This window comes from Streptomyces radiopugnans (assembly GCF_900110735.1).
Lineage (GTDB): Bacteria > Actinomycetota > Actinomycetes > Streptomycetales > Streptomycetaceae > Streptomyces > Streptomyces radiopugnans.
In genome coordinates this window covers 29,502-50,062 of sequence record NZ_FOET01000010.1, presented here as the reverse complement: position 1 = coordinate 50,062, position 20,561 = coordinate 29,502, and the positions used below count along the sequence as shown (strand labels likewise).

19 protein-coding genes are annotated in these 20,561 nt (G+C 74.6%); 9 read left to right on the top strand and 10 right to left on the bottom strand.

What is annotated here, in order from left to right:
- Positions 1-286: 286 nt before the first annotated feature.
- The 3 genes from BMY40_RS18055 (at position 287) to BMY40_RS18045 (ending at position 4,844) form a co-directional block, all read left to right on the top strand.
- The gene (locus BMY40_RS18055; protein WP_093660828.1) at positions 287-694 is read left to right on the top strand and encodes an SsgA family sporulation/cell division regulator; all 408 of its coding nucleotides are present in this window, start codon (positions 287-289) and stop codon (positions 692-694) included.
- A gap of 435 nt (positions 695-1,129) precedes the next feature.
- Positions 1,130-4,549, top strand: a complete 3,420-nt coding sequence (locus tag BMY40_RS18050; RefSeq protein ID WP_245770157.1) for a S41 family peptidase — start codon at positions 1,130-1,132, stop codon at positions 4,547-4,549.
- Positions 4,550-4,628: 79 nt separating this feature from the next.
- A complete protein-coding gene (locus BMY40_RS18045; RefSeq protein ID WP_093660824.1) occupies positions 4,629-4,844 on the top strand; it encodes a hypothetical protein in 216 nt (71 codons plus the stop codon).
- Positions 4,845-4,910: 66 nt separating this feature from the next.
- Here the strand turns inward: BMY40_RS18045 and BMY40_RS18040 are convergent, their stop codons facing one another.
- Positions 4,911-5,705 carry an NAD(P)H-dependent oxidoreductase gene (locus tag BMY40_RS18040; RefSeq protein WP_093660822.1) on the bottom strand — a complete coding sequence of 265 codons (795 nt, stop codon included), beginning with the start codon at positions 5,703-5,705 and terminating at the stop codon, positions 4,911-4,913.
- 98 nt (positions 5,706-5,803) lie between these two features.
- Here BMY40_RS18040 and BMY40_RS18035 point away from each other — a divergent pair, with 98 nt between their 5' ends.
- The gene (locus BMY40_RS18035) at positions 5,804-6,700 is read left to right on the top strand and encodes a helix-turn-helix domain-containing protein (protein ID WP_093660820.1); all 897 of its coding nucleotides are present in this window, start codon (positions 5,804-5,806) and stop codon (positions 6,698-6,700) included.
- Positions 6,701-6,776: 76 nt separating this feature from the next.
- Here BMY40_RS18035 and BMY40_RS18030 read toward each other — a convergent pair whose 3' ends face one another.
- From BMY40_RS18030 to BMY40_RS18020, 3 genes are read right to left on the bottom strand one after another with little or no spacing between them, the layout of a single operon-like run.
- Positions 6,777-7,661, bottom strand: a complete 885-nt coding sequence (locus tag BMY40_RS18030) for an SDR family oxidoreductase (protein ID WP_093660818.1) — start codon at positions 7,659-7,661, stop codon at positions 6,777-6,779.
- The gene (locus tag BMY40_RS18025; protein ID WP_093660816.1) at positions 7,661-8,635 is read right to left on the bottom strand and encodes an alpha/beta fold hydrolase; all 975 of its coding nucleotides are present in this window, start codon (positions 8,633-8,635) and stop codon (positions 7,661-7,663) included. Before BMY40_RS18025 ends, BMY40_RS18030 begins: the two co-directional genes overlap by 1 nt.
- Positions 8,632-10,152: a flavin-containing monooxygenase gene (locus tag BMY40_RS18020; RefSeq protein WP_093660814.1), complete on the bottom strand. Its 1,521-nt coding sequence runs from the start codon at positions 10,150-10,152 to the stop codon at positions 8,632-8,634. The genes BMY40_RS18025 and BMY40_RS18020 overlap by 4 nt, the downstream gene beginning before the upstream one ends.
- A gap of 174 nt (positions 10,153-10,326) precedes the next feature.
- Here BMY40_RS18020 and BMY40_RS18015 point away from each other — a divergent pair, with 174 nt between their 5' ends.
- Together BMY40_RS18015 and BMY40_RS18010 are read left to right on the top strand one after the other, a co-directional pair.
- Complete coding sequence (locus BMY40_RS18015; protein WP_093660812.1) at positions 10,327-11,232, top strand: MerR family transcriptional regulator; 906 nt, start codon at positions 10,327-10,329, stop codon at positions 11,230-11,232.
- A 221-nt stretch (positions 11,233-11,453) separates the two neighbouring features.
- Entirely contained in the window at positions 11,454-12,635 is a 1,182-nt protein-coding gene (locus BMY40_RS18010) for an FUSC family protein (protein WP_177214049.1), read from the top strand.
- On the opposite strand, the gene BMY40_RS18005 is transcribed toward BMY40_RS18010, so the two are convergent.
- Positions 12,623-13,420: an exodeoxyribonuclease III gene (locus BMY40_RS18005; protein WP_093660808.1), complete on the bottom strand. Its 798-nt coding sequence runs from the start codon at positions 13,418-13,420 to the stop codon at positions 12,623-12,625. The genes BMY40_RS18010 and BMY40_RS18005 overlap by 13 nt on opposite strands.
- Positions 13,421-13,442: 22 nt before the next feature.
- On the opposite strand from BMY40_RS18005, the gene BMY40_RS18000 reads away from it, so the two are divergent.
- Positions 13,443-13,922: a GNAT family N-acetyltransferase gene (locus tag BMY40_RS18000; protein ID WP_093660806.1), complete on the top strand. Its 480-nt coding sequence runs from the start codon at positions 13,443-13,445 to the stop codon at positions 13,920-13,922.
- A gap of 159 nt (positions 13,923-14,081) precedes the next feature.
- The gene (locus tag BMY40_RS17995; protein WP_093660804.1) at positions 14,082-15,017 is read left to right on the top strand and encodes an arylamine N-acetyltransferase family protein; all 936 of its coding nucleotides are present in this window, start codon (positions 14,082-14,084) and stop codon (positions 15,015-15,017) included.
- Positions 15,018-15,115: 98 nt separating this feature from the next.
- Here BMY40_RS17995 and BMY40_RS17990 read toward each other — a convergent pair whose 3' ends face one another.
- Positions 15,116-16,846, bottom strand: a complete 1,731-nt coding sequence (locus BMY40_RS17990; RefSeq protein WP_425443136.1) for a COG1361 family protein — start codon at positions 16,844-16,846, stop codon at positions 15,116-15,118.
- Between the two features lie 234 nt (positions 16,847-17,080).
- On the opposite strand from BMY40_RS17990, the gene BMY40_RS17985 reads away from it, so the two are divergent.
- Entirely contained in the window at positions 17,081-17,842 is a 762-nt protein-coding gene (locus tag BMY40_RS17985) for an SAM-dependent methyltransferase (RefSeq protein WP_245770156.1), read from the top strand.
- Between the two features lie 6 nt (positions 17,843-17,848).
- Here BMY40_RS17985 and BMY40_RS17980 read toward each other — a convergent pair whose 3' ends face one another.
- The 4 genes from BMY40_RS17980 to BMY40_RS17965 form a co-directional block, all read right to left on the bottom strand.
- Positions 17,849-18,136, bottom strand: a complete 288-nt coding sequence (locus BMY40_RS17980; protein ID WP_093660798.1) for a zf-HC2 domain-containing protein — start codon at positions 18,134-18,136, stop codon at positions 17,849-17,851.
- A 117-nt stretch (positions 18,137-18,253) separates the two neighbouring features.
- Positions 18,254-18,931 carry a class F sortase gene (locus tag BMY40_RS17975; protein WP_093660796.1) on the bottom strand — a complete coding sequence of 226 codons (678 nt, stop codon included), beginning with the start codon at positions 18,929-18,931 and terminating at the stop codon, positions 18,254-18,256.
- Between the two features lie 5 nt (positions 18,932-18,936).
- Positions 18,937-19,776, bottom strand: a complete 840-nt coding sequence (locus BMY40_RS17970) for a DUF4397 domain-containing protein (protein WP_093660794.1) — start codon at positions 19,774-19,776, stop codon at positions 18,937-18,939.
- Positions 19,777-19,923: 147 nt separating this feature from the next.
- Positions 19,924-20,541, bottom strand: a complete 618-nt coding sequence (locus tag BMY40_RS17965; RefSeq protein ID WP_093660793.1) for a DUF4383 domain-containing protein — start codon at positions 20,539-20,541, stop codon at positions 19,924-19,926.
- Positions 20,542-20,561 lie beyond the last annotated feature (20 nt).

The following is a 20,561-nucleotide window of genomic DNA, read 5'->3' as shown; positions in this document are numbered from 1 at the left end:
GAGTAGTTGCAACCTCTTTGCAAGAGCGCCCCCGTCGCCGGCGGGTGGGTGACGAGGGGCGCGGCGGGCAGACGTCACCGAGTGCGACAGTTTCGAAGACCCAGCGTTTCCACCCCGTCCGGTTGCCGGTGGATCGGGATACTTGCCCGGTCCGAGGGAAGACGCCATCAATGTCGGACCTTCACGGAACTGTTGCAGAATTCACATCGATTACCTGCGGTATGCCGTCATGAAAACGCTCTGACGGGGTCGTAGGAGAAAAGGCCCCCCGGAAAAGGAGCACCCCATGCGCGCAGTCGTCGACCACAGCGTCCAGGCACGTCTGATCACCGTCCCCTCGGTCACCCGGGAGGTGACCGTCGGGCTGCGCTACGACCGCCACGATCCCTTCGCCGTCAGTCTGGTATTCCCCTCCGACGTCTCCCTGGACGGGCAGGAGGTCGTCTGGGTGTTCTCCCGCGAGCTGCTGGAGGACGGGCTGCGGGCCGCGGTCGGCCTCGGGGACGTGCACATCCGGCCGTCCGGACCCGAGCGGACGGTCATCGAGCTGCGCGCTCCGGAGGGGGTCGCGGTGATCGAGTTCGACACCACCGGTCTGCTGCGCTTCCTGCACGGCACGTACGGCGTGGTGCCCGACGGCTCCGAGCACCTGGAGCTGGACCTGGACCGCGGACTGACCTCCCTGCTGGGCTGAGGCGGCGGCCGCGCGTCCGGCGCTTCGGCAAGCAGGCGCCGGGAAACGGCCGGAACGGAAACCGCAGGACGCGGCAGACCGCACAAGAGCCGCGCACGACCCGCAGAACCCCGCAGAACCCGCAGGCCCCTCCGGAAGAACCCCGCGGACGCGGCAGGGACCGACCCGCCCGCCCGCGCGCATGCCCGCCGGTGCCGTCATCCGGCCCCGCGGCCCCGCCCGGGACACGAACCCGGAGCGCGAGCCCGGAGCACGGCGCGCAGAACCCCGGGCCGCACTCCCCCGCGGACAGCGCGGCCCGCACCGGACCAGGCCGGTCTCCCGGCCCCGCCGCCGCGCGGCGCGGCCCGCTCCCGCCGGTGAGACCCGGAGCGCCGACCGCCGCGCCGCTCCCAGGAGTTGCCGCCCGCCGCCCGGCTGCCGACCATGGGAGAGATGACCGCGACCTCCGGATCCCCAGGCACCTCCGTTCCCCCCTCCCCGGACCCCTCCGGGGCGTACCTCAGGTTTCCGCACCTCAGCGGCGACCTGCTCTGCTTCACCGCCGAGGACGATCTGTGGATCGCCCCGCTCGCGCCCGGGGCCGCCGAACCACCGCGCGCCTGGCGCCTGACGGTGGACCGCACCCGCATCGGGCACCCGCGCTTCTCCCCCGACGGCAGCCACATCGCGTACACGAACTGGCGCAGCCTGGACCCCGAGGTGCACCTGACGCCGGTCGACGGCGGGCCGTCGCGGCAACTGACGTACTGGGGCGCGGTGGACACCCAGGTCTGCGGCTGGACGCCCGAGGGGGACATCCTGGCCGTGGCTTCGCACGGCCAGCCGTTCTCGCACTTCGCCTGGGCCTACCGGCTGCCGGCGGGCGGCGGTCCGGGCGAGAAGCTGCCCTGGGGCCCGGTGTCGAACCTCGCCGTCGCCGATCTCGGCGGCGAGCGGCGCACCCTGCTGCTGACCGGCACCCCGCCCCACGAGCCGGCCTCCTGGAAGCGCTACCGCGGCGGCGCGATGGGACGGCTGTGGCTGGAGGGCGAGCGCCTGGTGCCCGAGCTGTACGGGCATCTGGACTGCCCGATGATCGTCGGTGGCCGGATCGCGTTCCTCTCCGACCACGAGGGGGTGGGCAACCTCTACTCCTGCCTGCCCGACGGCACCGACCTGCGCCGCCACACCGATCACGCCGACTTCTACGCCCGCCACGCCTCCACCGACGGCGAGCGCGTGGTGTACCAGTGCGCGGGCGAGTTGTGGCTGGTGGACGACTTCTCGCCGCGCGCGAGGCCGCGCCGGCTGCCGGTGCGGCTGGCGGGGCCGCGCGCCGGGCGCCGTGTCTACCAGGTGTCGGCCGCGGGCCATGTGAACTCCCTGGCCGTGGACACCACCGGGCGCGCCAGCGCGGTGGGGGTGCGCGGCAGCCTGTACTGGCTCACCCACCGCGACGGCCCGGCACGGGTGATCGCCGACACCCCGGGGGTGCGGGTGCGGCTGCCGGAGATGCTCGGCTCGACCGGCCGGATCGCCTACGTCACCGACGCCGAGGGCGAGGACGCGGTGGAGATCGCCGACCTGCCGCGGGCCACCGGCGCCCGCGAGCCGGTGCGGCTCGCCGCGGGGCGGCTGGGGCGGGTGCACGAGCTGATCGCCTCGCCGGACGGCGCCACCCTGGCCGTCGCCTCGCACGACGGGCGGCTGCTGCTGGTGGACGCCGGGGACGAGAGCGGGAGCGGGGGCGGGGGCGCCGGGAGCGGTGGCGCCGGAGGCGGGGAGGCCGCCGGGCCGGAGGGTGCCGGGCCGGAGGGTGCCGGAACCGGAGCCGCCGGCGTCGCCGAGCTGGTCGGCTCCGTCAACGGCCCCGTCCGCCACCTCGCCTTCTCCCCCGACTCCCAGTGGCTGGCCTGGGCCCACCCCGGCACCGACGGCGCTCTCACCCGCATCCGGATCGCCCGTCTGTCCGACCGCACCATCCTGGACGTCACCGAGGGCCGCTTCGAGGACGAGCAGCCCGTCTTCACCCGCGACGGCCGCTATCTCGCCTTCCTCTCCTGGCGCGGTTTCGACCCGGTGTACGACGTGCACACCGGCGACCTGTCCTTCCCGCTGGGCTGCCGCCCGTACCTGGTGCCGCTGTCGTCGGCCACGCCCTCGCCGTTCGCCCTCTCCCCCGAGGGCCGCCCGGCGGCCGGCGGACTGGACCCGGACGCCCTCGGCGAGGCGGCCGGGGAGGAGGGGACGGTGCTGGTGGAGGCCGAGGGGCTGGCCAGCCGCGTCACGCCCTTCCCCGTGGCGGCCTCGAAGTACTCCTCGCTCCATCCGGTCAGCGGCGGCGGGCTGGTCTGGCTGCGCTGGCCGATCTCCGGGGCGCTGGGCGAGACCTTCGCCAACCCGGCCGACACCTCCGGCCGCCCCACCCTGGAGCACTTCGACCTGGTCAAGGCCAAGCGCACCGAACTGACCAGCGACATCGACTGGTTCGCGGTCAGCGGCGACGGCACCCGCCTGGTGGTCAACGACGACGGCGACCTGCGGGCCGTCCCCGCCAACGAGCACGCCGACTCCGACTCCACCACCCACCTCGACCTGCGCCGCATCCTGCACGACGCCGATCCGCGCGCCGAGTGGCGGCAGGCGTTCGACGAGGCGGGCCGGATCATGCGGTCCTACTTCTGGGACCCGGGCATGTCCGGCGTGGACTGGGACGCGATCCTGGACCAGTACCGCCCGCTGGTCGAACGGGTGGCCTCCCCGGACGAGTTCGCCGACCTGCTGCGCGAGACGGTGGGCGAGCTGGGCACCTCCCACGCCTACGTCTCGCCGGCCCGGCGCAACGAGGGCCCGGCCCACTACCAGCGGCCGATCGGGCTGCTGGGCGCCGACTTCGCCCGCGACGGGGAGGGCCGCTGGCGGGTGGGGCGCATCCTGCCCGGCGACTCCTCCGACTCCCGGGCCCGCTCCCCGCTGGCCGGTTCCGGCATCCGCGAGGGCTCGGTGCTCACCCATGTCGACGGCCGCCCGGTGGACCCGGACGCCGGACCGTTCCCGCTGCTGGCGGCGGCCGGCGGCACCACCGTCGAGCTGGCCTTCCTGACCACCGAGCCCGGCGACGGTCCGGACGCCGTCCCGCACCGCCCCCGCCGCGTCGCCGTCGTCCCCCTCATCGACGAGCGCCCGCTGCGCTACCAGGACTGGGTGAGCCGGCGGCGCGCGGTGGTGCGCAGGCTCAGCGACGGCCGGTGCGGCTATCTGCACATCCCCGACATGGGCGGTTCCGGCTGGGCGCAGTTCAACCGCGATCTGCGCATGGAGGTCTCCCGGCCCGCGCTGATCGTGGACGTGCGCGGCAACGCGGGCGGCCACATCAGCGAGCTGGTCGTCGAGGCGCTGACCCGCACCATCCTCGGCTGGGACCTGGTGCGCCACGCCCGGCCGGTCAGCTACGCGTCCAACGCCCCGCGCGGCCCGATAGTGGCCCTGGCCGACGAGGCCACCGCCTCCGACGGGGACATGATCACCGCCGCGTTCCGGCTGCTGGGCATCGGCCCGGTGGTCGGCGCCCGCACCTGGGGCGGGGTGGTCGGCATGACCGGGCGCCACCGGCTCGGCGACGGCACGGTCATCACGGTGCCGATGAACGCGGCGTGGTTCGACGAGTACAAGTGGTCGGTGGAGAACCACGGCGTGGAGCCCGACATCGAGGTGCTGCGCACCCCGACGGACTGGGCCGAGGACCACCACCCGATGCTGGAGACGGCGGTGCGCACCGCGCTGGACCTGCTGGAACGCCACCCGGCCGCCGCCCCGCCCGGCTACGACGACGTCCCCGACCGCAGCCGTCCCCCGCTGCCGCCGCGGCCGTGAACCGCTCGATGTGCGGGGTGCCCGCGGGCGTGCCAGCCTGGTGGTGACCCGACCGTCCCGACGACTTCCGGGAGTGCGCATGGGCAAGTCGGACAAGCACTCGGACGACTTCAGCGAGATCAGGGACCGGCGCCAGACGGCGCGGGGCGGCTCCCGCGAGGGGGGCGGTCCCCGCGAGGGCGATGACCGCTCCCGGCGGCCGGAGACCCGCGACCGCGAGCAGGAGGACTGGAAGCTCCACCCCCACGAGGACAGCCCTGCGGAGTGGGACGAGGAGGACAGGCCGAACGCCTAGGCACGCGGACGGCCGTCCGCGTCCGGGACCGGGTCCGGCGGGCGGGTGCCCGCCGGACCCGGGCGTTCAGCCGCGCGGACGGACGTGCAGGTCCAGGCCGCTCGTCCCCGGCGCCTCCACGCCCGGCAGCAGCCGCATGTCGCGGTCGTAGTCGCCGCCGGTGAGCGACCGGTACGGGACCGGCTCGTCGGTGAAGAGCCGGTCGAGCCGCCGCCCGTACTCCCGCTTCGCCGCCTCGAACCGGTCCCCGGGCAGGACGTTCGCGTCGTACACCGCGAAGGGTTCGAGCGGCGCGATGCCGGTGAACCAGAACAGGCCGTGCTGGAACGGGTGGAGGAGGTCCGCCAGCCGCCCGTGGACGCCCCGGTCGGAGAAGGACGACTCCCGGGCGCCGGCCGTCACCGACATCAGCGCCCGCCGCCCCGCCAGAACGCCCTCGCCGTAGGGCGGTGGAAGCCCCGGGCCGTGGGCGAACCCGCGGACGAACACCCGGTCCATCCAGCCCTTCAGGATCGCCGGCACCGAGAACCACCACAGCGGGAACTGCAGGACCACCGCGTCCGACCAGCGCACCTTCTCCTGCTCCGCGGCGACGTCCGGCGACAGCCGCCCCGTCCGGGCGGCCTCCTCCGCGGCGGTCAGCAGGTCCAGCCGCCGGTCCGCGGGGCGGTCGGGGAAGTCGTCGGCGTCCACCACCGCCTTCCACTTCATCGCGTGGAGGTCGGACACCCGCACCTCGTGCCCCGCCTCGCGCAGGTGCCCGACCGCGAAGGCGGTCAGGGAGGCGGTGAGCGAGCGGGGGTCGGGGTGGGCGCTGACGACGAGGATCTTCCTGGACTGCTTCGGTACGGCTTCGGTCATGCCGCCACGTTCCCCCGGGCGCGTACGGGCAGCCAGTACCCGGTTCGGCCGGCGGAACGGCGGTCCTGGTACCGCGAGGGCCACCCATACTGGACCGCATGGACGGCGGGAAACTCATCGACGGGACCGGCAGGACCGAAGACGCCGGCGGAGTCGGCGGGATCGACGGAATCGACGGGATAGGCGACGCCCGGCGGGCGCTCGGCTCCTTCCTGCGCGCCCGCCGGGGGCGCGTCACACCGGAGCAGGTGGGCCTCCCCGGCGGCCGCCGGCGGCGGGTGCGCGGGCTGCGCCGCGAGGAGCTGGCCCAGCTCGCCGGGATCAGCGTGGACTACTACGTGCGCCTCGAACAGGGCCGGGCCACCCAGCCGTCCCCCGAGGTGCTCGACGCGCTCGCCGGGGCGCTGGGCCTGGACGCGGCCGAGCGCAGGCACCTGGGCACCCTGGTCGGCGCCAGGCGCGGTCCCGCGCCCAGGGCCAGGGTCAGCCCGCTGCTGCGGCGGATCCTGGACTCCATGGGCCGCCTGCCGGCCTTCGTGACGAACCACCGCACCGACGTGGTGGCCTGGAACGAGCTGGGCGCCGAACTGATCGGCGGTCTGGGCGACCCCGGCCGCCGCGACCGGAACCAGGCCCGGTACCTCTTCCTCGACCCCGCCTCCCGGACCGTCTTCCCCGACTGGGAGGACAGGGCGGCGGAGGCCGTGGGCCAGTTGCGGGTCGCCACGGGCCGCTACCCCGACGACGCGGAACTCGCCGCGCTCCTGGCCGGACTGTCCGCCCGCAGCGCCGACTTCCGGCGGATCTGGGCCACCGGCGAGGTCGTGATGTGCGCGGCCGGGCGCAAACGGCTGCGGCACCCGACGGCCGGGCTGCTCACCCTGGACTACGAGACCCTGCACGTGCCGGCCGCCCCCGGCGAGACCGGTCTCGTGGTGCACGTGTTCGGCTCGTACGAGGACGGCCGTGACGCCGGGGGCCCGGCGGGTACGTGAGGCGGGGGCCGGCGCGGTGGCACAGCCACCGCGCCGGCCCCCGGACGGGGAGGGCCCCCGGACGGGGAGGGCCCGCTCAGCCCTCGGTGCGCTCCTTCTCGTCCGCCGCGCCGCCCGCGCCGACCAGTCCGCGGGGGCCGCCGGAGGCGGCCAGGCGGGGTGCGAAGTGCTTCATCTCGCGCTGCCCGACCCGGCCGATGATCCCCGGCAGGTAGCCGCGGACCGACTGCATGCCGCGCAGCCACCACTGCCCGTAGACGTGGAACGAGCGCCGCTCGATGCCCACGACGATCCGGTCCACGGCCGGGCCCAGCGGGTACGTCTTGTTGCTCGGCCAGGGCAGCCGGGCCCGCAGGTCGCGCAGCACCTCGTCCTGGTCGGCGCCGCGCACCATGTCGGTGTCGGTCCAGCTCAGGTAGCCGACGCCGACGCGCACGCCCTGGTAGCCGACCTCCGCGCGCAGGCTGTGGGCGAAGGCCTCCACGCCCGACTTGGAGGTGCAGTACGCCGTCATCATCGGGGCCGGGGTGATCGCGGCGAGCGAGGCGATCTGGAGCAGGTAGCCGCGCGACTCGATCAGGGCGGGCAGGAAGGCGCGGGCGGTGGTGGCGCTGCCCAGCAGGTTGACCTCGACGACCCGGCGCCAGGCGGTCTCGTCGGAGTCGGTGAAGGGGCCGCCGGTGGCCACCCCGGCGTTGGCGACGACGATGTCCACCGCGCCGAAGCGCTCGCGCACCTCGCGGGCCACGCGGGACATGGCCGGGTGGTCGGTGACGTCGGCGTGCCAGTGCGCGGAGTCCGTCGGCAGCGACTCGGCGACCTTCTTCAGCTCGTCCGGCTCCAGCCCGACCAGCGCGAGCCGTGCGCCGCGCGCCGCCAGCCTGCGGGCGAGGAGTTCGCCCACGCCCCGGGCCGCGCCCGTCACCACCGCTACCTGGCCCCGGAGGTCCCTGCGTGCCATTACGCGCTCTCCTTCCCGGCCGGCGCCTCGGCCGGCGGTGTCTTCCGCTGTGCGGCTTCCTGCCGTACGCCGCCCGCCAGGTGGCCGCGCACCAGCGCGGCCACTTCGCCGGCGACGGCGTCGGGGTCCTCCAGGGGCGTCATGTGCCCCAGGCCGGGTAGTTCGGTCAGGCCGGTGCAGTTCGGCAGCGCCTCGGCGAGGCGGCGGGAGAGCACCGGCGGGGTGAGCCGGTCCTTCTCGCCGGCGATGACGCCGACGGGCAGGTCCAGGGAGGCGAGGTTGGCGTCCAGGTCCAGCACTGCCAGGACCTTCCGGGCCCAGGAGGCGCGTACGGCGCGCGGGCAGGCGTGCACGATCCGGGCGCACACCTCCATCTGCTCCTTCGTCGCGCCGGGCCCCATCGTGGCGTACCGCAGGACGCGCATGCCCAGCGGCGTCACCGGCCCCAGCGGCAGGCTGGAGCCGAGGACCGCCTTCTGGATCCGGTAGCGCAGCCCGCCCGCTCTCAGCGGCGCGACGGTGGACTCGTGCAGCAGCCGGGAGCTGCCGGTGTTGCACAGCAGCGCGGCGGCGACGCGCTCGCGCACCTGCGGGCGCCCGGCGGCGGCCATGACCGTCATGCCGCCCATGGAGTGCCCGGCGACGACCGCCCGGGACCCGGCGGCGTCCAGGACGGCGCACAGGTCGTCGGCGAGGGCGTCGGTGCTGTAGCCGCCGGGGCCGACGGCCGGGGAGCGGCCGTGGCCGCGCTGGTCGTAGACGAACACCCGGTGCTCGTCGGCCAGCCGCCGGACCACGGGGCCCCAGAAGGCGGTCGAGCAGGTCCAGCCGTGCACCAGGACGACCGTGGGCCCGTCCTCGCGCCCGTGCTCCTCGACGTGCAGCCGGGAGCCGTCGGCGGAGGTGACGGTCAGTTCGCGGCGCGGGGCGGGCGGGGCGTACGCGCCGCCCGCCGTACGGGGTCCACGGCTCATCGGGTCGCCTCCGCCTTCCGCTGTCCGGCGCGGGCCGGGGCCCGCAGCACCTCGTACTCGGCCAGGTCCACGCGCCTGGTCACCTTCGCGAACTCACCGGTCGTGCCCGGCCACACGGTGGTGTTGCGGCCGTTCGCGTCCAGGTACCAGCTGTCGCAGCCGCCGGTGTTCCACACGGTGCGCGCCATCCGCCGCTGGACGTGGTCGGTCCACGAGCGCACCGCCTCGGGGCGGGCGTCGAGCGCGGCCCGGCCGCCCGATCCGGCGGTGAGCGTCCCCAACTGCCCGAGGTAGTCGACCATGTAGTTCAGCTGCGCCTCGATGATGAGGATCATCGAGCTGTTGCCGAGGCCGGTGTTGGGACCGATGACGGTCATGAAGTTGGGGAAGCCCGCGGCCGTGGAGCCGCGCAGCGCCTCCATGCCGTCCTTCCAGGCCTCGGCCAGCGTGATGCCGTCCGCGCCGGTGATGCGCTGGGCGATCGGCATGTCGGTGACGTGGAAGCCGGTGCCGAAGACGACCGCGTCCACCTCGGCCTCGGTGCCGTCGGCGGCCACCAGGGTGTTGCCGCGCACCTCCTCCAGACCGGAGGCGACCACGTCCACATTGGGCTTGACCAGCGCCGGGTAGTAGGTGTTGGACAGCAGGATGCGCTTGCAGCCGATGCGGTAGTCGGGGGTGAGCTTGGCGCGCAGCACCGGGTCCTTGACGACCTTGGTCATGTGGTGTCTGGCCAGCTTCTCCACCAGGCCGAGCTGCGCGGGGTGCTTGGTGAAGGCGCCGACCTGGAGTTCCCTGATCAGCCAGAGCATCCGGCGGCGCAGCGCGCGCGTGGGGGGCACCTTGGCGTGCAGCCAGCGCTCGGCCCTGCTGATCTCACGGTCCATGCGCGGCATGACCCACGGCGGGGTGCGCTGGAAGAGGGTGAGCCTGTCCACCAGCGGCTGGATCGAGGGGACGATCTGGATGGCGGACGCGCCGGTGCCGATCACGGCGACGCGCTTGCCGCGCAGGTCGTAGTCGTGGTCCCACCGGGCGGAGTGGAAGACCTTGCCGGTGAAGCCGTCCAGGCCGGGGACGTCGGGGATCTTGGGGTCGGAGAGCGGGCCGGTGGCCGAGACGAGCATGTCGGCGGTCAGGGTCCCGCGGCCGGTCTCGATCTCCCAGTGCAGCGCCCCGGTGTCCCAGCGGGCGTGCAGCACCTCCGAGTCGAAGCGGATGTGCGGGCGCAGCCCGAAGGTGTCGGCGACCTTCTCCAGGTAGGCGCGGATGTGCTCCTGCCCGGAGAAGTTCCGCGGCCAGTCGGGGTTGGGCGCGAACGAGAACGAGTAGAGGTGGGAGGGCACGTCGCAGGCGCACCCGGGGTAGCTGTTGTCGCGCCAGGTGCCGCCCACGGAGTCGCGGCGCTCCAGTACGACGAAGTCCGTGACGCCCGCGCGGCGCAGTCGTACGGCGGCGCCCAGGCCGCCGAACCCCGATCCGATCACCGCCACCCGTACGTGTTCGTGTCCGGCCATGCCGCCTCCCGACTCCGGTGTGTCCTCGCACATGAAACACGCCAGTAATCACTGGCATGGTTGGAGGGTAGAGCAGGAACATACCGATGGGTAGGGGTGCGGCGAGGGAAAGTTACCGCCGGTTGCACCCCTGGTCCGGACATCCGGCCACCGCCGCCGCATAGGCTCTCCGGTGTGGCGGACAGATCATCGGCGGACAGCGGACGGGCGGACGGCGCGGCACACGCACAGGCCGGGCCGGAGGAAGACGGCACGGCCCCGCCCGCCGAGTACCGCACGGCCGAACTCGCCAGGGCCGCCGGCATCACCGTGCGCACCCTGCGGTTCTACCGCGAGCGCAGACTCCTCCCGCCGCCGCGCCGCGAGGGCCGTATCGCCTGGTACAACGAGCACCACCTCAACCGGCTGCGGACGATCTCCGCACTGCTGTCCCGCGGCCACACCCTCGGCGGGATCGCCGACCTGATCGACGCCTTCGAGAAGGGCCGGGACGCGGGCGGCGCGGCCGAACTGCTCGGCCTGGAGAGCACCCTGGTCTCGCCCTGGTCGGAGGAGACCCCCGTCCGCCTCACCCCCGAGGACCTCGCCGCGCACTTCCCCGACGAGGTCACCTCCGAGAACCTCGCCGCCGCCCTGGACCTGGGCTACGTCGCCGTCGACGGCGACGAGGTCGTCCACGTCAGCCGCCGCCTGCTCGACGCGTCCACCGCCCTGGTGGGCGAGGGCATCCCGCTGGAGGCCGTGCTGGAGGCCGGCCGCGTGGTGCGCGAGCACGCCGACGCCGTCGCCGACCTGTTCACCAACCTCGTCCGCGCCCGTCTGTTCACCGACGTCCGCGAGCTCTCCCCGGAGGACCTGCGGCGCCTGTCCGAAGTGATGGACCGGCTGCGCCCGCTGGCCAAGCAGGTGGTCGACGTCGAACTGGCACTGGCCATGGACCGCCGCGTCCGCGCGGAACTGGAGAGCTGGTCGCGGCCGGACGGCCCGGAGGAGGAGGCGGGTGCGGAACGGCAGGAGCGGCGGGGACCGGACGGGGGACCCGGAGGGCCGGACGGGGAGCCGCAGGGCCGCGGCGACTGACCGGGCCGGCCCGGCCTTCGGGCACGGCCGACCGGGCACGGCACCCGACGGCCGCCGCGCGGCCGCCCCGTGACCTGTTCACGGCGCCGTGCCCGCGAAGCGCCGTACACGCATGTATGGCCGCCGCCCGCACGGCAACCCGTACCTCGATGGTGCACGCACAGTCCGCATCCGCGGCACAGTCCGACCGCCCCTCCCTCGCGACCCGTACCGTGCGCGCCGTGCGGGCCGAGGCCGCCTGGGGCGCCCGCTCCCTGCGCCGTGCCCTGCAAGGGCCGGGCCGGGAGCGCGACGCGGTCGTCCAGTCCCTCAAGGCCGCGCTCGCCGCCGTCCTGGCCTGGCTGGCCGCCGCCTGGCTGCTGCCCGACGCCTTCGCCCTGATGGCGCCCTGGGTGGCGGTGGTCCTGGTGCAGTCGACCATCTACCGCTCGGTGTGGCAGGGGCTCCAGCAGACGATGGCGATCACCGTCGGCACGGTGCTCGCCGCGGCCCTGGTCATCCCCCTCGGCCATCCGGTGCTGGTGATGGTCCTCGTCCTGCCCGTCACCACCCTGCTGGGCAACTGGCCCCGCTTCGGCGCCCAGGGCATCTACGCCTCCACGGCCGCCCTGTTCACCCTCGTCCCCGGCGAGGCCACGCTCGACTCGGCCGTCTCCCGCGTCCTGGCCGCCCTCCTCGGCACCGCCGTCGGCGTCGGCGTCAACGCGCTGGTCCTGCCGCCCGTCCATCTGCGCAGCGCGCGCGACGCGGTGGACTCCGCCGTCCGCGAGGCGCGGGAGATCGTGACCGAGGTCGCGGAGGGGCTGGACGAGCCCTGGGAGTACGGCCGCATCCGCACCTGGTACGACCGGGCCTGCCGCCTGCCCCGGCTGATCCGCGGCGTGGAGTCCTCGATCGGCTGGAGCCGCGAGAGCCTCCGCCTCAACCCCGAGAGCCGCCGCCGCGCCGAGGCGGCGCGGCTGGCGGCGGTGTACGAGGAGACGCTGCCCACGCTGGAGGACGTCGCCGAGCGCCTGGTCGCCCTGACCCGGACCCTGCTGGAGGCGGCCGACGAGAGCGACGAGGTGCCCCGCCCCGGCCACGAGGTCACCCGCCCGTACGCCGGTTTCCTGCGGCAGGTGGCCGCCGCCCTGGACGCCTACGGGCGCACGGTCACCGGCGACGACCCGGAGGCCGCCCGCCGCGAACTGCGCGAGGCCGTCGGGGAGGTCCGCGCCGAGCAGGACCGGCTCCGCGCCGAGCTCCCCCGGAACGCCGCCGCGGTCCCCGAAGGCCTGGCGGTGCTGGGCCCCCTCCTGGCGGAGGCCCGCCGTCTGGCCACCACGCTCCTGCCGGGCGGGAGCGGCGAGGGCGGCGGGGGGGACGGCGGGGGGGACGGCGCCCCGGGCCGTCAGGGCGCGTAGACGACCGTCACCGGCGCGTGGTCGCTCCACCGGCCCGCGTGGTCGGCCGCGCGCTCCACGTACGCCTTCACCGCCCGCTGCGCCAGCGGCTCGGTGGCGACGTGGTAGTCGATCCTCCACCCCGCGTCGTTGTCGAATGCGCGGCCCCGGTAGGACCACCAGCTGTACGGCCCGTCCTGGTCGGGGTGGAGGCGGCGGACGACGTCGGCGTAGCCGGCCTCGTCGAAGACCCGGCCGAGCCAGGCGCGCTCCTCGGGCAGGAAGCCGGAGTTCTTCCCGTTGGCCTTCCAGTTCTTCAGGTCGGCCTCCCGGTGGGCGATGTTCCAGTCGCCGCAGACCAGGACCTCGCGGCCGGCCGCGGCGGCGCGCTCGCGCAGTCCGGCGAGGTAGGGCAGGAAGGCTTCCATGAAGCGCTCCTTCTCCTCCTGCCGCTCGGTGCCGACCTCGCCCGAGGGCAGGTAGAGGCTGGCGACGGTCAGGCCCGGCAGGTCCACCTCCAGATAGCGGCCGGAGTCCGTGAACTCGCTCACCCCGAACCCCACCCGCACCTCCTCCGGCGCACGCCGGGTGAGCACCGCCACGCCCGCGCGCCCCTTGGCGGCGGCGGGGGCGTACACCGCGTGCCAGCCCTCCGGATCGCGTACCTCGCCGGGGAGTTGGTCCGGCTCGGCGCGCACCTCCTGCAGGCAGACCACATCCGCGTCGGTGGCGGCCAGCCACTGGGTGTAGCCCTTCTTCGCGGCGGCGCGCAGCCCGTTCACATTGACCGTCGAAATCGTCAGCACCCCGGCACCTTACGATGCGGGCATGCGCATCACGCCCGTCCCCTACGACCATCCCGACGCCGCGAAGCTCACCGACCTGGTGCAGTTGGAGTACGCCGAGCGCTACGGCGGTGAGGGCGACGTCACACCGCTGGCCCCCGGGATGTTCTCGCCGCCCAGCGGCCTGTTCCTGATCGCGTACGACGAGCGGGACCGGCCCGTCGCCACCGGCGGCTGGCGGGCGATGGACGAGAACGGGGAGAACTACCGCGACGGCGACGCCGAGCTCAAGCGGATGTTCGTGGTCCGCGAGGCTCGGCGCCAGGGCCTGTCCCGCCGCATCCTGGCCCTGCTGGAGGAGGACGCGCGGCAGGCGGGACGGCTGCGGATGGTGCTGGAGACCGGCACCAAGCAGCCGGAGGCGATGGCGCTGTACGAGTCGAGCGGCTACTCGCCCACCGAGAAGTTCGGGGTCTACCGCCACGAGCCCAACAGCCGCTGCTACGCCAAGCCGCTGCGCTGAGCCGCCGGCCGGGCCGCCGCGCCGGGGGCGCCGGGCGGCCGGGCCGGGACGCCCTCCTGCCGTCGCTTGACCTCAAGCCCGCTTGAGGCCCTAGGTTCGTTTCCACCGGCCGGTTCCCACCGGCCGGCACGGACGGAAGCGACGGGGAGGCGTACGGCCATGACGGACGCGGAGAGCACGGGCGAGCCCGGCCCGGACCGGGGCTGGGACGGCGCGGAGCTGGACCTGGAGGCCTATCTGGCCCGGATCGGCCACGCCGGGGACCGCTCACCGACCGAGGCGACCCTGCGCGCCCTGCACCGCGCGCACGTGCTGGGCGTCCCCTTCGAGAACCTGGAGATCGTCCTGGGCCGGCCGGTCCCGCTCGACCTGCCCGCCCTCCAGGACAAGATCGTGCGCCGGGCGCGCGGCGGCTACTGCTTCGAGCACGCCCGGCTCTTCGCCGCCGCCCTGGAGCGGCTGGGCTTCGGCGTCGGCGGCCTGACCTCCCGCGTGGGCATGGGCTCGGGCCGCGTACGCCCCGCCACCCACGCCGTCCTGCGTGTGGAGACGGCCGAGACCGCGGAGACCGGGCGGGTGTGGATCTGCGACGTCGGTTTCGGCGGCAGCCCGCTGGAACCGCTCGAACTGGCCGACGGCGCGCGGACCTCCGCCGACGGCTGGGAGTTCCGGCTGGAGCGGACCGCCACGCCCCTGGGCGCGACCGCGGAGGCCGAGGAGTGGACGCTCCACGAGCGGCGCGGGGCCGGGGAGGACTGGTCCGACCTGCACGCCTTCACCCTGAACCCGCAGTACGCGATCGACTGGGCGGTGGGCAACCACTACGTCTCCACCCATCCCCGCTCGCCGTTCGTCCGGCGCCCGATCGTCCAGCGCACCGGCCCGGACGTCCGCCAGGCGCTGTACGGCGCGACCTGGGTGACCACCGCCCGCGCGGACGGCTCCCGCCTGACGCGGGAGTTGAAGCCGCGCGAGGTGCCCGAGGTGCTGGGGGACGTCTTCGGCATCGGGCTCGACGCGGCCGACGCCGAGGCGCTCGCCGGCGCCGTGGAGCGCCTCCCCGCCGACGGCCCGGTCGGCGTACCGGCCGGCTGACGGGCGGGGGCGGGGCAGGGGCACGAAGAGGGTGCGAAAGGGGGTGGGCCCGCCGGAACCGGCGGGCCCACCCCCTCGTGCTTCGGCAGCGCCTGCGGTCAGGCCGCCGCGCCGCCCGCACCGCCCGCACCGGCTCCCGCCGCACGGCGGCGGCGCACGGTCACCACGGCCGTGCCGCCCGCGGCCAGCAGGAGCAGGGCGAGGCCGCCCGCCGTCAGCGCGGTCGTGCCGGTGGAGGCCAGCCTGCCGTCCGCGCTCTCGCCGCCGGAGGTCCCGGTGGAACCGGTGGAACCGCCGTCGCCGTCGCCCTCACCGCCGTCCTCGCCGTCGCCGCCCTTGCCCTCGGAGCCGGAGCCGCCCGTACCGCCGGTGGAGCCGTTGGAGTCGCCGTCCCCGGGGGTCTCCTCGTCGCCGGTGCCGTTCAGCACGATCCAGCCGTCGTCGTTGGCGGGGTTCCCCTCCCAGGGGTTGTCCCACTTGGGCATGTGGATCCGGCCCTTGGCGCCCTCGACGACCTTGTCGATCCGCAGCTCGAAGGCGAAGTCCTCCCGGCTGTCCTCCAGCATCGGGGTGCCGGCCCAGCACAGGTAGCTGCCGGGCTGCTCCACGCCCTCGACGTTGTGCGGACCGCAGGCCCTGGGCGCCTTGGCCACCGTCGCGCCCTCGGGGATGTCCACGGTGAAGCCGATGGGCTCGCCGCCCGCGCGCAGCGATCCGATCCAGCCCGGGCCGCGGTTGTGCATGGTGACGTCCACCGCCACCGTCTCGCCCTTCTTCCCGTCCGCCCGGTCGCCGGTGAGGTCCAGGTCGTAGGTGTTCTTCGTCGGGAAGTCGAGCTCGGCGTACCGGACGTGGTCGCCGTCGCCCTTCGCCTGCCTGAGCGTCAGTTCGGCGCCCTTGCCCTGGCGGTAGTCGCCGCCCGCGCGCAGCCGGTCCGCCTCCTCGGGGGAGAGGGCGGTGAAGCTGTAGGAGAAGACGTCGTTGAGCGCGAAGTCGGCGGTGCTCACCTTCACCGGCTCGCCGACCTCGTAGGAGGTGCCCTTCTCGAAGGTGCCCTCGAAGGCGCACAGGGCGACGCGCCGCATCCGGATCAGGTTGCCCTCGTTCTCCACGGCGTACGCGCAGTTGCCGTACTCCTGGGGGAAGGACAGTCCGCGCGAGCCGGTGAACCGCAGGATGACCCCGTCGGCGGCCACACCGCCGACGTTGCGGAAGCCCAGCGGGGCCTCGAAGGTGTCGCCGGCGGCGAAGCCCTCGGGCTCGGTCAGCGCGCGCATGCGGAACTCGGGGCCGCCGACGAGCACGTCGATGCCGTGCTCGGTGAACTCCAGCCCCTCGCCCTCACCGGTGACGGTGATGGTGCCGGTGTCCCCGGCCTCGCTCTCCGCGCCGGGCGCGAGGCCGATGTCCCAGTTCTGGTTGTACACGTCGCCCGCGTAGAGCTCGTACTCGGTGCAGACGGCCACCAGGCCGTCGGCGTCGCAGGGCAGGTCCACGTCCGCGACGCCCTCCAGGCCGGTCGCGTCGATGGTGACGGTGTACTTCCCCTGGTGAATGGGGAGAATGACGCCCTCGTGGTCGGGATCGGCCTCGCCGGGCCCCTTGAGCCCCACCTCGATTTGGGCCTCGCCCTCGGCGGGCTCCCCCGCCTGGAGCGACAGGTCGAACGAGTCGGGTCCGGTGAAGGCCACCGGGATCGGCGCGGCGCCCCCGGGCTCCTCCGCGTTGGCCGTGCCGACGGCGCCGGCCGCCAGCATTCCGGCGACGGTCAGGCCGCCGACGGCCCGCTGCCACAGTCTGTGCCTCGAGTGGCGTCGCACTCTTCGCATCTCCTCGGTGGTCGGAAGTGTCCGGGCGCGCACGGCGCGTACGCGATGCGCGTGCCGCGTACTCGGCGCCCGGGTTTCCCGACCTCCGGCCCCCCGGCGGGGTTGCCCACGGTGCGGTCACGTCCCGGTCTCGTTTCGGTTACCCGCGGTACGCCTCGTCGCCGCGCGCCGGCTTCCGCCGTGGCCGCCGATATTCGCTGTCCCGCCGCCATCCGCGTCGCTAGCGTTCCCGGCGTGACCGACACCGACGCGCCGCCCCGCCTGACCCGTCTCACCTTCCACGGGCCCCTCTCCGGGGCGCGGGCCGAACGCATCGCGGGACGCCTCGCCCGCAACCGCCCCGCCACCGTCCTGGACATCGGCTGCGGCTGGGGCGAGATGACGCTGCGTGTGCTCGAGGCCGTGCCCGGCGCCACGGGCACGGGCCTGGACATCCGCGCCGAGGACCTGGAGCGCGGCCGCCGGAGCGCGGGGGCGCGCGGCCTGGCCGACCGGGTGGAGTTCGTCCGGGAGTCCGCCGAGCACACCACGCGCGGCCCCGCCGACCTCGTCCTGTGCCTCGGGGCGAGCCACGCCCTCACCTCGGCCGAGCCGCCCGACCACACCGCTCCCGCTCTCGCGGAGCTTCGCGGGCTGGTCTCCCCGGGCGGGCGCGTCCTGCTGGGCGAGGGCTTCTGGCAGCGCACCCCCACAGCCGCGGAGCTCTCGGGCATGTGGCCGGGGGCCTCCGCCTCGGACCACCTTCCCCTGGCGGGTCTGGTGGACGCCGCCGTGGGCGCCGGCTTCCGGGTCGAGTGGATCGAGACGGCGAACGAGGACGAGTGGGAGGAGTTCGAGTCGGGCTATCTGGCCGACACCGAGGAGTGGCTGGCGAGCCACGGCGACCACCCGTCGGCCGCCGGGGTCGGGGAGCGGGTGGAGAGGCACCGGTCCGCCTGGCTGCACTACCGGGGTGTGCTGGGGATGGCCTACCTCACGCTGATCCCCGCCGGCTGACCGGCGTCACCGCGGGCGGCCTCCCGTGCCGTTCCCCCTGTCGTTCCCCGTGCCGTCCCGCCGCTCGGCGGCGAGCTCGGCCGCGATGGCCTCCCACACGCGCGGGGGCGGCCGTACGGGCACGCGGTCGGCGGGTGCGGCGCGGCGGGCGGTGTCCGCCAGTTCCCGCAGGGCCCTCAGCTCCTCGCGGCAGGCGGCGCAGTGCTCCAGATGGCGTTCGGCGGCACGGTTCTCCTGCTCGGAGGCCTCGCGGAAGGCGAGTGCGGCCAGCAGCACGGGATCGCAGTGGTCCACGCCGCCCTCCTCGCCTTCTCGCCCTGCTGCCTCGCCGCCTTCCGCTGCGGCCCTCCCGTCGGACCGTACCGCGCCCGCCGCCCCGTATGGTCCCGGTCCCCGCCCCGGGCTCAGGTCTCAGCTCCCGGCCGGGACGGCGTAGACCAGCAGGTTCCTCTGGTAACCGCCGCGCTCGCGGTCGTACGGGGGCGCGCAGGTGACCAGGGTCAGCACCGGGCGCCCGTCGCGCCGGAACACCTCCTCGGGGAGCGCGTCCTTGCCGACCACCTCACTGGCCGTCACCTCGTACCGCAGCGGCGGGGCGTCCTCCCGCTCGACGGTGACGTCGTCGCCCTCGCGGACGCCGTACAGCTTGGCGAAGGCGCCCAGATCGCCGGTGCGGTCGTCGACGTGGCCGACGATGACGGCGGATCCGGCCGGGGCGCCCGGCGCCGGGCCGTAGCGGTACCAGCCGGCCTGCCCGGCGTTCCCGGGGACCTCCACCGTGCCGTCGTCCTCGACCCCGACGCCCTGGACGCGGGCGTCCAGGGAGAGCCGGGGGATGCTCAGTGCCGTCGGCTCGGGCGCGGGAGCCGCGGACGCCTTCCCCGCGCCGTCCGCCTCGCTGTCGTGGATCTCGAACGGCGCACCGGCCGCGGGCTCCTGGTCCCGCGGCCGTTCGCCGAAGCCCTGCGGCTCCGCGGCCCCGGAAGGCCGCAGAGACCAGGCCAGCAGCGCCGCCAGGACGGCGGCGACCACCGCGGCGGCCGTCACGGCCGCCGCGGAGGGCCGCCCGCCCCTGATGGAGGCACGCATGGCCGTCAGTTGTCCCGGGCGTAGCGGCGACGGGCGGCCAGCAGACCGGCGACCGCGACGGCGCCCGCGGTGCCCCAGGCGAGCCAGGCGGTGGCGGACTCGTTGTCCGCGGCCATCGCGCCGCTCTCACCGGCGTTCACGCCGCCCGGCGCGGAGGCCATGCCGCTGATCGTCTGCGTCTTCAGCGCGAGGTTCTCGTCCTCGGCGCTGCCCCAGGCGTAGACGACGGTGTTGGCGCCCTCGGCCAGCTCCAGGTCGGCGGGGCCGATGGCCACCGTCTCGGTGCCGGCGAGGACCACGTCGGCGCTGACCGTGCCGGCGGGCACCTCCAGCGACTCCTCGTTGGGGTTGGTCAGGCCCTCGATGACCGGTTCCCCGCCCGCGCGGACGTCCACGGCGGGAGCGGCGGCCACGTGGCGGACGGTCAGCCGGGACTGCCCGGCCGGGACCTTGGAGGTGTCGTTGACGAAGGCGGTGAGCACGGGGTCGCCTTCCGCGTTCAGGTGCGCGGCGAGCGTGGCGTTCGCACCGGCCGGTACCTCGACGCTCTTCTGGATGGCGGGATCGCCGTCGGGACCCTCGCCGTCCGCGAAGACCTCGATGTCGTAGGTGCCCGGGTCCAGGGACTGAGGCTCGGTCAGGGTGCCGGGCTCGAAGTCGGGGAGCAGTTCGTTTCCGTTGGCGTAGACGTCCACGGTGAGGCCGGGGACGCCGTGGAACACCGAGACCGACGCCTTCCCGCCCTGCTCATGGGCGTCCGCGGAGGCGGGTACGGCCACGGCCAGGGACAGCGCGCACGCGCCGGCGGTGACGGAGACGATCTTCCTGCTGCGCGAGTTCATCATCGGGATTTCCCTTCGTGGGAGCCCCGCTCGGACGCGGGGCTTCACCCTCTCTTCCGGACTGCCGGCCCTTTCGGATGCGGTTGGCGGCGGGTTTCGCGAACTGATTACCCGTCGCCTGTTGTGGGGGGTCGGTCGGTCGGCTTGCCGCTACGCCCTTCCGCGGGCGCTTCCACGGTCGTTGTCACGGTTCAGAGCGGGCCGGTTCGGGCCGTTCCCCCGCGCTCCGAGAGCCTCGGGGGTGCGGCCCGCCGCGCCGATCCCCGCCGCTGCCAGGCGGCGCCTGCGCTCCTCCTCGGCGGCGGCCTGTTCGGGGTGGCGCCTGAGCCAGTATGGGTTGTCGTGGGACAGTCCGCCACTTATCCGCCCGTACATCCCGAATGTGAGGATCACCAGGCCCATGAGGAAGCTGAAGATGACGTTGGGCATGCGGAACGCCAGGATGTTGGCCGACGTCTCCAGCAGGGCCAGGTTGACGAAGCCGCTGAGGATGAACAGCGCGCCGACCGTCATGTTGAGGGTGGAGGCGAAGTTGCCGCCGATGACCGCTCCGGACACCAGAAGTGCCCCGACGGTCACGGAGATCAGGCTCAGCAGGCCGTTGCTGGACAGCCCCGCTATCCGGGAGCCGGTGGTGTCGAAGAAGTCGAGCCGGTTGGCGAATCCGAGGATTCCGAAGGCCAGCAGGACGACGCCGCTGACGGCCGCGCCGTAGCGGTAGACACCGGCCAGCCGGTGGTCCATGGGCAGTTCGTCGCGGATTTTCATGGTTCACCGTCTCCTCACGG

What these genes read in the sequence shown, in the direction of transcription:
- BMY40_RS18055 (WP_093660828.1), top strand. Translation starts at nt 287, where the DNA reads ATGCGCGCAGTCGTCGACCACAGCGTCCAGGCACGTCTGATCACCGTC.
- BMY40_RS18050 (WP_245770157.1), top strand. Translation starts at nt 1,130, where the DNA reads ATGACCGCGACCTCCGGATCCCCAGGCACCTCCGTTCCCCCCTCCCCG.
- BMY40_RS18045 (WP_093660824.1), top strand. Translation starts at nt 4,629, where the DNA reads ATGGGCAAGTCGGACAAGCACTCGGACGACTTCAGCGAGATCAGGGAC.
- BMY40_RS18040 (WP_093660822.1), bottom strand. Translation starts at nt 5,705, where the DNA reads ATGACCGAAGCCGTACCGAAGCAGTCCAGGAAGATCCTCGTCGTCAGC.
- BMY40_RS18035 (WP_093660820.1), top strand. Translation starts at nt 5,804, where the DNA reads ATGGACGGCGGGAAACTCATCGACGGGACCGGCAGGACCGAAGACGCC.
- BMY40_RS18030 (WP_093660818.1), bottom strand. Translation starts at nt 7,661, where the DNA reads ATGGCACGCAGGGACCTCCGGGGCCAGGTAGCGGTGGTGACGGGCGCG.
- BMY40_RS18025 (WP_093660816.1), bottom strand. Translation starts at nt 8,635, where the DNA reads ATGAGCCGTGGACCCCGTACGGCGGGCGGCGCGTACGCCCCGCCCGCC.
- BMY40_RS18020 (WP_093660814.1), bottom strand. Translation starts at nt 10,152, where the DNA reads ATGGCCGGACACGAACACGTACGGGTGGCGGTGATCGGATCGGGGTTC.
- BMY40_RS18000 (WP_093660806.1), top strand. Translation starts at nt 13,443, where the DNA reads ATGCGCATCACGCCCGTCCCCTACGACCATCCCGACGCCGCGAAGCTC.
- BMY40_RS17995 (WP_093660804.1), top strand. Translation starts at nt 14,082, where the DNA reads ATGACGGACGCGGAGAGCACGGGCGAGCCCGGCCCGGACCGGGGCTGG.
- BMY40_RS17990 (WP_425443136.1), bottom strand. Translation starts at nt 16,846, where the DNA reads ATGCGAAGAGTGCGACGCCACTCGAGGCACAGACTGTGGCAGCGGGCC.
- BMY40_RS17975 (WP_093660796.1), bottom strand. Translation starts at nt 18,931, where the DNA reads ATGCGTGCCTCCATCAGGGGCGGGCGGCCCTCCGCGGCGGCCGTGACG.
- BMY40_RS17970 (WP_093660794.1), bottom strand. Translation starts at nt 19,776, where the DNA reads ATGATGAACTCGCGCAGCAGGAAGATCGTCTCCGTCACCGCCGGCGCG.
- BMY40_RS17965 (WP_093660793.1), bottom strand. Translation starts at nt 20,541, where the DNA reads ATGAAAATCCGCGACGAACTGCCCATGGACCACCGGCTGGCCGGTGTC.